This window comes from Blastomonas natatoria (assembly GCF_003201955.1).
Lineage (GTDB): Bacteria > Pseudomonadota > Alphaproteobacteria > Sphingomonadales > Sphingomonadaceae > Blastomonas > Blastomonas natatoria.
Window position 1 is genome coordinate 85,686 of sequence record NZ_QJJM01000015.1, and the last position, 9,984, is coordinate 95,669.

A 9,984-nucleotide genomic window follows, 5' to 3' on the forward strand; every position below is an offset into this window, starting at 1 on the left:
CCGCAGCAGTAAGCGTCCGCAAAAGCATCACGCCGCGAACTCGAGCGTCGAGCGACCCTCGGCGCGGGCACTTTTGCGCATGTCGGCGAAAAGCTGGCGCTGAACGTTGCTACCGCCGAGGCGCCACAGCTCAGGTGCGACTGTGTCGAGCAACTGCGTCGCCGTTATCCAGTCGCGCCGCGCAAATGCAACGATTGCCTCAGCCGCCCTCAAGGCAGTCCTCCGGACCCGACTTCCGTTCCGGGCGGCGATGCGCAGTGCGTTGAGCAAATCGGTGACTGCGCTATCGTCGCCGACGCGCGCAAGCGCATAAGCATAATGCAGGTCGAGAAATCCGTCGATCGCGTCGCTGCGCCGCGGCCGCACATAATGTGCAACATCTACCCAGCGATCGCCGACATCGACGCCTGCGAGGTCCAGCCTTGCGAGCAACGAAACGGCATTGATCTGATCCTGTACATAATCTTTGCGCACCGCCCAGACCCGCTCGTGATACAGCGCCAGCGCACCATCGCGATCTCCAAGTGCAAGATGGAACAAAGCGGCGTGCCACCAATTATGCGTATAGAGGAACGAGGTGCAGTTCGACCATGCGTCGGCATGCTGCCGCATCCATAATCGGCCTTCGTCAAACCGCCCGCCCACGTCCATGGCGTGCGCAAGCGCGTGATGCGCCCACGGATCAGGTGCGATCTCGATTGCCGCGCGCGCCGCACGCTCGGCCGCAGCAGGGTCGCCGGTTTGATCGTGCGCAAAGGCCAGCATGCCGAGTACCCGCGCGTCATCGGGCACTGCCACAGCGACAGGCTTGATAGCCGCCAGCATCGCGTCCGCCTGCCCCGTCGAAAAGAGCAGATACTGAACGAGCTTTACCGCAAACAGATCGCGCGGGTTGGAGGCGACCCAGAGTTTAAGGCATCGAATTGCGCGAGCAATATCGCCGGCCGCCCAAAACGAGATAGCCGAAATCAGGCTACGCTCGCGCACTGTCCCGGTTTGCATCTGGACCGCAATGTCGATCAGGTTTCGCGCCTGACCATGCCCTTCCCTTGTCGAACGGAAAAGGTGAAGCGCCGCAGCATAGGCAGTTGCAAGCCCACAATCAGGATCCAGCGGCAGGGCATCGAACAGCGCTGCCGCTTGGTTGCCATAGTTCAGCACCTCCTCTTCAAAGGCATGCGTTGCATACGCAAGTGCTTGCGAAGAAGTCGTTACCGGCATGCCGCGAGGGGTCAGGAAGAGAGTCATGATCGATGCACTTTCAATTCCGGAGCGACAGGGTCTTGCATGATCTTGCGCGCGCGCAACGCGGAATGCCGAGTATCGGATGCATATGCGGCCGGCGTCAAGCCGATGCGTTGGCGGAACCGCCGCGTAATGTGATTCTGATCGACAAAGGCGCAGGCGACAGCGACCTGCGCGGCCAGGTTGATCGTGCGGACCTGGCCCGGCAGGTTTTTCAACCCCTGTGCATCTTGCATGATTTGCTCGATGCCAAGATCGCGATGCTGATGAAAATTGGCGCGCTCGGCCGTCACGCAACGCCCCTCATGTGTAGCTGACGACCAACAATATGCGATACGACTCGCGGTGCGACGGCCATCGTGGTGATCAGCCCGGCAGGAAGCACCCAGCCGAACATGCCGAGATGCGAAATCCCGGCGCTGCCAAGGGTGGCCGCCGCCCAGTACAACCCTGGGGTCCATACCAGCGTCGACATCACGATCACCGCTGAAAACGCGCGAAACGGGATATTGAGAGACCCTGCGGCGGCAAAGACCGGCAGGCGAAGTCCAGGCGTAAACCGCGCGACCAGCACCACCGCGAGCGCATATTGGCCCATCCAGTCGCGCACCGGCTTGAGCGCGTCTCTGTTTAGAAACCGCGCCACGATCGGAACATGCGCGGCGCGGTTGGCAATCCCATAGACGGCCAAGTCTCCCAATATGGTGCCTGCAACCAGAGCCGCGACGGCAGTCGTGGCATCGACCGCCAAGTGCGAAGCAATCAAGGCTGTCGTTACGGTCGCGACATCTTCGAGAATAAATGTGGCGGTCATGATGATGAAAACCAGAAGCAACGGCTGATGTGCGACCGCCATCAGCCCGCAGGTGAGAATCATGCTTGCATCCACGTCATCTGCTCCCGGTGCTGGCCCCTGCCACGAACTGCCAGAATGCTTTGCCCGCTAATGCGACTGACTGGAAATGCTAGGTCTCAATCCTTTCGATAGCACGCGTGCATGGCGCACGCTGAAACAACATACAGCTTGTGCATGAAACTGATAGAATCGACGCGCTTTCCTTTCCGGAACCGATGCGCCATTTTCGGAACATGACAAACGCACTTCGCCTTTCCGACCTGCCCCACGAATGCCGGGATACAACGCCCGAGTGGACCTCGGTGTATGACGCTTTCGTGGCCAAGCTGCGCGACGGCGCGGTGGCCGCCACCGCGCCGAAAAACGGCGAGACATTTCCCGACTTTTGCCTTCCCGACGCGTTTGGCCATTACCGTTCGCTTGCCGAACTGGTTGCAGACGGCCCGATTGTGCTGAGCTTCAATCGTGGCGGCTGGTGCTCCGCTTGTCGCGGCGAGCTCAGCGCATGGGGCGAACGCCGTGAGGTGCTCGCCGCGGCCGGCGGACGTTTGGTGACGATTACCGGCGAAGTCGGCGGGCGGGCGGCTCAGCTTCTCGATCTGGTGGGGCCTGAAGCGACGATATTGTGCGATATCGACCACGGGCTGGCGCTTGCGGTAGGGCTCGCCTTCCGGTGCGATGCGCACCTTCAGGCGCGATACCTGGCGTGCGGCCTTGATCTTGCGGATATTTATGGCGGAAATGGCTGGATCTTGCCAGTGCCTGCAACCTTTGTGATCGACCGCGACCAGTCGGTGCGGTTTGCCTTCGCCGACCCCGATTTCCGCATCCGCGCCGATCCTGACGAGGTTTTCGCAATTGTCTCAGCGATCGGTTGAACGCCAGCGCCATTGGCTATCGATCAGGCCAGCTTCGCGCGCGTGCAGCTCTGATGAAGGCATCGGCTGCCGGTGATCGTTGCCGACCCGCGATCCCCGCCAGAATCACTGGCGCAATAAGTCCGTCATCGATCAGAGCCACTGAACACAACCGGTCGTCAAGCGACATCGGCTTCGGCAGCAGCGTGCAGCCCAGCCCGGCAAGCAGCAGACGTTCGATTTGCCCCGGACCTGACACTTTGTGACGGAAGGAAATTTCAATGCCAGCCGCTTCGGCAGCCGCGCGCAGCCGCGCTACCGATTCGGTTCCACAATCGATCCAAGATTCCTCGGCAAGATCAACGATCGACGCGTCGAGCCGATCAGCCAGCCGGTGATCACCGCGCGCGAAAAACCGATACCGCTGGACAAACAATGGCCAGGTATTGAGGCGATCATGTTCCCCCGCCGGGGCCTCGATCATGATCAGATCGAGATCGCCCTTGAACGCGAGTTCGAGCAGTTTTTCCGAACTGCCGTCCGTCATCGATAGCGCGAATCCCGATAGGCCGCTCGCCACTTCGGACAGGACGGCGTGCAGTCCGTCGGTTTCGACCGACGACGCAATGCCGAGATGCAACGGTGCCACCTGCGCTTTGCCGATCCCTTTGGCGAGTGCTTTGGCGGCCTGCGCTGCTTCATAGGTCTGATCGAGGAACGGCAGCATTTGGCGGCCAAGGTCGGTCAAATGCGTCCGCGCGCGTTCGCGGCGGAACAGCAGGCCGCCTAGCTCGTCCTCGAGCTTCTGGACCGCGCGGGTCAATGAGGGCTGGGTGACATTGCACTCGTCTGCCGCACGCGTAAAATTCAGCGTTCGCGCGACAGCGAGGAAATACCGAACTTGATGCATTTCCATAATTCGGGGCTCGCAAAAGCGTGTCGACCTTGTATCTCACGCGGATTTGGGTCTCTATAACAAAATAGCTATGTCTGCAGCGGCTTGCAACATGCACAAGCCCTATCGAAAGCATGGCCCGTTGGCAGTATAGCGCCAGGTCAGACATCGATAAGCCTCGAAAATTGCCCTTCCTGCCAAGGATTAAGACCATGACTGGCGCTGCCCCAGTATTCAGCCTGACAGTCGCAAAGGTTACAGCGCTTGCGTGTAGAGTGCGCGGCAAAGTGATTCTGCTCCACGCTACGAGCGATTGCGGTGGGCGTTAGAACCTGTCCTGTGGGTACCCGACCGAGCGCGCCGGTTCCCGACCCGCACTGGTTAGGCGTTGTGCGTCGTTTCCGTTTCTTTGCGGCAATGATCGCCGGACTGGCGATGCTGCTGCCTCTGCGCCTGGCAACTTATCGGCTTGCGCCAAACGGGCCTTCGCGGCTGGGGATGATCTACATCCGCTTGCTTTTGTGGGGCCTGCGGATCAAGGTTTACGCCGATGGCCCGCTTGCCAGCGAAGGTTTGATTATCGCAAACCATATCAGCTGGACTGACATCCTTATCCTTGGCAGTTGCCAGCAAGCCGCATTCGTGGCGAAGTCAGAGGTTCGCGGCTGGCCCTTGCTCGGTCTGCTGGCGCGGATGCACGGCACGCTTTTTGTCCAACGCGAAGGTCGGGGATCGGCGCAACGCCAGGTTGCAGCGCTCGCCGCTGTACTTGCCCGCGGGCCTGTGATTCTTTTCCCTGAAGGCACTACGGGGAACGGGGCGCAAGTGTTGCCGTTTCGGCCTACTCTGTTTGCTGCGGCGGCCGGTCGAACCGTTCAGCCCGTGGCGATCATCTATCGCCCGCGCAACCGAAAATGGGCGCCGGGCGAACGCGCCGCCTTTGCCTGGGACGGCGACAAACCATTCTGGCCGCACCTCCTGACGATCGCCGCAGCCGGTCCGGTCGATTGCCGCATCGTAACGCATCGTCCGATAAGGACGGCATCGGCAGATCGAAAAGAGCTTGCGGCGGCCTGTCATCGCATTGTGTGCGACGCGCACGCTAATGCGACGAGCAATGAGGATCGCGATTGATCCACTCGGACATCCTTCCAGTGGCAACCGTTCAAACCGACCCGATTTCGTTGGCCGCAAGCAATGGCCTCCGCGCCGTGCCGCGAAGCCGAAGGCCACGCCGCACGACGCGGAGACAAGGAGCATCACAGGTGTCGATATGCCGCGCGTCGATCAGGTGATTGCACGCCCCTTGGCAGAACCGGGTAAGATGCTTCGGATCAGATCGCGGTCGATCCAGAGCAGCGACGCCGCCGAAATCCAGACGCCGCAGGCCATTGTGAACAACAGCCCACCATCGCTGGTGCCATCGGTATCGACCACCGCGATCCCCAAAGGGGTGAAGAGGTGGAAGAAGATCGCACCCGAAATCACGCCGAGCGCGAGCAGCGCGCCAAGTGGCCGGACGCCACGCAAGCGGGGTAACAGACTGGCGAGTAACACAGCGCTGGCAACAAGTTCGGCCGTGCCGACGACATATTGCGAAGCGATCCCATCGGGCGCAAAAACCTCCGGGAGACCGAGTCCGACTGCCCAAGCGTTCAACGTCCCGAAAATATACTGCGTCTCGGGCGAATTGGTGAACTTGAAGAACAGCGATTGCACGAAAACGAAAGTTATGTACAAAACAAGTACAATCGGTATTTTTCGAGAAATTGACATGGCCCGGTCTCCTGGTGGTGAATAGCGCAATCGCGCTTATTTGGCGAGAATAGTTGGCCAGTTCTTGTTAGCCGATGCGATAAAGCCGGGGATATTCTTTTCCCACTTGTCACCGATCTCGCGGCTATAGTTCACATACAGCTTGCCGCCGACGATTTTCCACACCTGCGGATCGCCCGATGCAGTGTATCCCTGGCTAACCGCCCATGCGCAATAGCCGCCATATTGGGGGGCAAAAGCCGCAGGGTTCGCTTTGAACTTGGCAAGGTTTGCTGCGCTCGCAAAGTAGAACTCGGCACCCTTGTACGTGGTCTTGAACGTCGCACTGCCCTTGACCGGACGACCCTGAGTGAAATAGCCGACGGCGTCATAACCCGACAGAGCGACGTTGTCGAAGGTGCCGGTGTAGACCGGATTGGTCTTTGCATAAGCCACGCTTGGGAGCGCGGCGACGGCGATCAGGCCGCTGGCGAGGAAAGCAAGCATCTTGGGGGTACGCATTGGAGTGATCCTTTCAATTTAGGTCGGCAGACGAATGGGGCATCGCCTGTCGTGACCTTCTTATGCACCGGGCATCGCGCTTGCGGAAATGCCGCTTGCCTATGCTTTCGATACGCGACTGCTTTGAACCGCCTGCTCCTGGTCGATCGAGATGCCCGTCGCGCAGCCGTGCCGATTATAGCGCCGCGATCGAACGAGCGCAGTCATCGCGTCAGGCATGAAACGGATAGCCCATCGGCATTTTCGTTGCGTCGCAACTTCGGGCATTCAGAAGGCGTCGGTTTAGGGTCGGATGGACCGAACGCCTCATCCGGCTCTTTGACCGTCTTCATTAGGAGTAATGTTCGTGACCAAATCAACCCCCAACCTTCTCGCTCTCCTCGCAGTTGCCGGTGGCCTTGCAATGGCTGTGCCGACCGTGGCGCAAGCCGCAAGCCCTTGCAGCGCAGCGGCTCGCACCGTGAACCCATGTTCAGCCAACCCTTGCTCCGCGAAAAAAGCCAACCCCTGCTCGGCCAACCCCTGCTCGGCCAAGGCTAACCCTTGCTCGGCCAACCCTTGCTCCGCCAACCCTTGCTCCGCCAACCCCTGCTCCGCGAAGAAGTCGCGCAAGCCCCGCTAAGAGGCGATCGACGGCCGGCCTGTCTGGTCCCCCGATAGACCGGCCATCGACTTCTCCTTACCCGTTGGAATGGCCTCATGCTGATCGATTCGCATCTGACAGGACTGCTGCGCCGCGCTGAAGCGGCTCAACACCTTGTTTCAGCAACGGTAGAGATGGCGCAAAGCGGCCTGCCGCTGATGCGCCGCGTGGTGCCCGACACCGATTACCGGATATGGGACCATTATCCGCCCGACGATGCCGTAGACCGGCAGACCGGTGCGCGCTGGTTCTACCATGCGCATCCCCCCGAAGAGCGCGATGCTGGCGAGCATGGCCATTTTCACCTGTTTCTCGACCGCGACAGTTTCGATGGCACGCACGCCCGCGCGGCACCGGTCGCGCCGGGTGAAGCCGATGCCCGTGTCGTCCATATTGCAGCACTGTCTATCGATCTGAATGGTCTTCCCACCAAGTTGTTCACAGTGAACCGATGGGTTACCGATGAGTGGCTCTACACCGCAGATTCGATCTGTGAACGGCTTTACAGTTTCGACCTTACCCATGCTGTGGATGGGGACCCGCTGGTCAACCGCTGGCTGACTGCAGCAGTCGCGACCTTCGCGCCCGAAATCGAACAGATTTTGGCCGAACGCGATGCAGCAATCGCTGGCGTCGCTGATTCATTTTTCGAAGATCGTTCAGCTGAAATCCTGTCTACACTCGATATCGATCTGCAAAATGCCGTGACACAGCTCGACCGTTGACGCGCGATTGTGCGCACCGAACCACAAGTTAAGCGACCAGCCCAAAGCGCCGCCCATATCGGCCGACGATCCGTTCTACGGGCATGACCATGAAAACATCGACGGTGTTGAACGCCCGATCAACAAAAGCGCCATCGCCGACCTTCGCGCCGACCCGCAGATAGGCCTTGACCAGTGGCGGCAGTCGGCGTCCACTGAGATCGCCGATGTCGGGTCCGCCCGCCATCTCGACATGGTGGCGCGGCAGCGCCCGCACGCGCAATTCCAAAGGTGCCAGGTGAAAGCGATGCAGATACGCCAGTTCGTCACGGATCGCCGTGGGATCGGTGCCTGCAAACGAGACGCACCCGAACATGAACCCAACCCTATGACGTTGAAGATACAACGCAATGGCGCGCCAGAGAAGCGTAATCGTCGCGTTGGTGCGATACTCGGCATCAACGCACGATCGCCCGAGTTCGAGGAGCTGCGGGGCATTGCCCCGACCGCGACCGAGCGCCGCTAGCGGGGCCAGATCATATTCGCCCGCCGAATAGAAGCCCCCGATGCGATCGGCGATCTCTTCACGGAGCAGCCGGTAGGTGCCGACGACAGGTCTACCGGCCCGGCCATGATCGACGACGATCAAATGGTCGCAATCGCGGTCGTACGCATCTTCCTCGATCCCGCTGGCAGGGCGGCCCGCATGCGCGCCGCGTTCTTCACAAAAGACACGGAATCGCAGCCCGAGCGCCTCATCGATTTCGGATGCATTCGCCAAACGAACCTCAAGGTCGCCGGTCCGGCATGTCGCAATTTCAATGTCTGCAGACTTTCGTGCAAGCCGCATGGGGCGCCTCCGTGTCGCGTGTCGTTTGGTCAAACGTGCGTCGATCTTCGCATGTGTTCTGGTAATATGTTGCTCGCGCGACCGGTCGGCGGCTCGGCGGTCGAATAGAGCGCCGCCATCAAGGCAGGTGATGAGCCGCGCGCCCCGATCAAAAGTGAAATAGTACCACAACCAGTTCCCACCCACGATAAACCGGTTGCGGAATCCAACAAGGAAGAAAATGTGCGCCACACACCAAGCAGCCAGGCAAATGTGCCGCGGATGTGCGCCCGTCCGAATTCGGCAGCCGCGCATTTTCGTCCGATTGTGGGGAGATTGCCAAAGTCGCTATAATGAAAGGGTTTCGGTGCCGGCTTTTGCGCGACCTCTGCGGCGATCACGCGCGCGACATGGCCCCCCATCTGCTTTGCGGCAGGTGCAAGACCAGGCACCGGACGGCCATCGGCACGCACAACCGATGCAACGTTGCCGATCACGAAGATGTCTGGTTGTCCCGCGACGCTCAGATCAGGTTCGACCTGCAGCCGTCCGGCGTGGTCGCCTTCGACGCCCAGCCGCCGGGCGGCATCGTCGATCGTCTTGAGGCCGGGGGCATGTTCTGCCCATTCGTCGCGGCCAAAATAGCCGTGCTGTGCACCGGTCGCGACGATCAGGTAGTCGAACGGCAGTGTATCTCCCTCGGCAAGCGCGACGCGCCTAGTATCGGTGTCGATCGCCTCCACCTCACCCAGCCTTACCTGCGTTTTGACGTGCTTCCTTACAATCGAGCGGATCGGTGCGGCGATGTCCGCCGGCGATAGACCTGCAGTTGCCACCGGACAGAGCAAAGGCTGAAAGACGTGATGGCTCTGCCGGTCGACGATGGCGACCTCGACCCGCTTGCCGCATAGTTCCCGCGCGGCCGAAAGCCCGCCGCAACCGGCACCAATGATCAGAGCACGGCGAATATCGCCCGGTGTCGCTCTGTCAATGCCACGCGCCGTCGAGACGAAAGAAATCTCCTCCGCCTCGCCGCGCAGATTGCAACCCGCACCCGGCATCCCAATCGGCCCATGCTCTGGATTCGCGCCAGGGAGCGTCGAATTTCTGCCCATGATCGCCTCCTTGTGCAGACAGTATATCGCAGCGTTTTGGACCGGCCGTAAATGCCTGATGGCCATGAAGTCGATGCATGCTGGTCTGAGTCCCGCATTGTCCTCCAGATTTGAGCGGAGTCGGCCCCTCTGGTAGGAGTCGGACAGTATGAAGCGGAGCAGGTTCAGCGAAGAACAGATCATCGCGATATTGAAAGAGCAGGAGGCTGGTATGCCGATAGCGGATGTATGCTGGCGGCACGGAGCCAGCAGCGCGACCTTCAAAATGGGAAGGCCAAGTTCGGCGGCTTGGAGGTGTCTGAGGCCAAGCGCCTGCGGCAGCTGGACACCCGCAACAAGCGTGGTTTTGGCGACGTGATTGGCCGGGGTGCGGCATGAAGAGGTGGCCTGGCAAAACTGGACATCGGGATAAGTGGATTTTCTGCCTGACGGGGGCCATTGTGCGGCCTGACAGGAGACGAGATGAGTAGACGACCGCGCCGTAACCACAGTCCGGCATTCAAGGCGAAGGTGGCATTGGCTGCCGTGAGGGGCGAGAAGACGCTGGCCGAGTTGGCGCAGCT

General features: G+C 60.5%; 11 protein-coding genes and 2 pseudogenes. 4 read left to right on the forward strand and 9 right to left on the reverse strand.

The genetic code is table 11. From position 1 onward, the window contains the following. Positions 1-27: 27 nt before the first annotated feature. The 3 genes from C7451_RS16540 to C7451_RS16550 are packed head-to-tail and all read right to left on the reverse strand — an operon-like array spanning position 28 to position 2,122. Positions 28-1,221 (reverse strand): tetratricopeptide repeat protein, encoded by a 1,194-nt coding sequence (locus C7451_RS16540; protein WP_110300018.1) that lies wholly within the window; start codon positions 1,219-1,221, stop codon positions 28-30. A gap of 23 nt (positions 1,222-1,244) precedes the next feature. Further along, positions 1,245-1,538 carry a hypothetical protein gene (locus C7451_RS16545; RefSeq protein WP_110300019.1) on the reverse strand — a complete coding sequence of 98 codons (294 nt, stop codon included), beginning with the start codon at positions 1,536-1,538 and terminating at the stop codon, positions 1,245-1,247. After that, positions 1,535-2,122: a DedA family protein gene (locus C7451_RS16550; RefSeq protein WP_110300020.1), complete on the reverse strand. Its 588-nt coding sequence runs from the start codon at positions 2,120-2,122 to the stop codon at positions 1,535-1,537. Before C7451_RS16550 ends, C7451_RS16545 begins: the two co-directional genes overlap by 4 nt. Before the next feature lie 149 nt (positions 2,123-2,271). On the opposite strand from C7451_RS16550, the gene C7451_RS16555 reads away from it, so the two are divergent. Beyond that, positions 2,272-2,979, forward strand: coding sequence for a peroxiredoxin-like family protein (locus tag C7451_RS16555; protein WP_146215395.1), 708 nt, complete (start codon positions 2,272-2,274; stop codon positions 2,977-2,979). A gap of 16 nt (positions 2,980-2,995) precedes the next feature. On the opposite strand, the gene C7451_RS16560 is transcribed toward C7451_RS16555, so the two are convergent. Then, positions 2,996-3,685, reverse strand: a complete 690-nt coding sequence (locus C7451_RS16560; RefSeq protein ID WP_244181982.1) for a LysR family transcriptional regulator substrate-binding protein — start codon at positions 3,683-3,685, stop codon at positions 2,996-2,998. Positions 3,686-3,700: 15 nt separating this feature from the next. Beyond that, a pseudogene (locus C7451_RS20510) lies at positions 3,701-3,874 on the reverse strand (LysR family transcriptional regulator); the annotation flags it as partial. Between the two features lie 396 nt (positions 3,875-4,270). Between C7451_RS20510 and C7451_RS16565 the strand changes: the two are divergent. Next, positions 4,271-4,987, forward strand: coding sequence for a lysophospholipid acyltransferase family protein (locus tag C7451_RS16565; RefSeq protein ID WP_110300023.1), 717 nt, complete (start codon positions 4,271-4,273; stop codon positions 4,985-4,987). A gap of 153 nt (positions 4,988-5,140) precedes the next feature. On the opposite strand, the gene C7451_RS16570 is transcribed toward C7451_RS16565, so the two are convergent. Together C7451_RS16570 and C7451_RS16575 are read right to left on the reverse strand one after the other, a co-directional pair. Next, entirely contained in the window at positions 5,141-5,629 is a 489-nt protein-coding gene (locus C7451_RS16570; RefSeq protein WP_110300024.1) for a hypothetical protein, read from the reverse strand. 36 nt (positions 5,630-5,665) lie between these two features. Then, complete coding sequence (locus tag C7451_RS16575; protein ID WP_110300025.1) at positions 5,666-6,130, reverse strand: YHS domain-containing (seleno)protein; 465 nt, start codon at positions 6,128-6,130, stop codon at positions 5,666-5,668. A 699-nt stretch (positions 6,131-6,829) separates the two neighbouring features. Between C7451_RS16575 and C7451_RS16585 the strand changes: the two genes are divergently transcribed. After that, positions 6,830-7,498, forward strand: coding sequence for a DUF6969 family protein (locus tag C7451_RS16585; protein ID WP_110300027.1), 669 nt, complete (start codon positions 6,830-6,832; stop codon positions 7,496-7,498). Between the two features lie 28 nt (positions 7,499-7,526). On the opposite strand, the gene C7451_RS16590 is transcribed toward C7451_RS16585, so the two are convergent. Further along, positions 7,527-8,327: a GNAT family N-acetyltransferase gene (locus tag C7451_RS16590; RefSeq protein WP_110300030.1), complete on the reverse strand. Its 801-nt coding sequence runs from the start codon at positions 8,325-8,327 to the stop codon at positions 7,527-7,529. A gap of 29 nt (positions 8,328-8,356) precedes the next feature. Beyond that, a complete protein-coding gene (locus C7451_RS16595) occupies positions 8,357-9,421 on the reverse strand; it encodes an NAD(P)/FAD-dependent oxidoreductase (protein ID WP_244181984.1) in 1,065 nt (354 codons plus the stop codon). Positions 9,422-9,569: 148 nt separating this feature from the next. On the opposite strand from C7451_RS16595, the pseudogene C7451_RS16600 reads away from it, so the two are divergent. After that, positions 9,570-9,763: pseudogene (locus C7451_RS16600) on the forward strand (transposase); the annotation flags it as partial. Between the last annotated feature and the right edge of the window lie 221 nt (positions 9,764-9,984).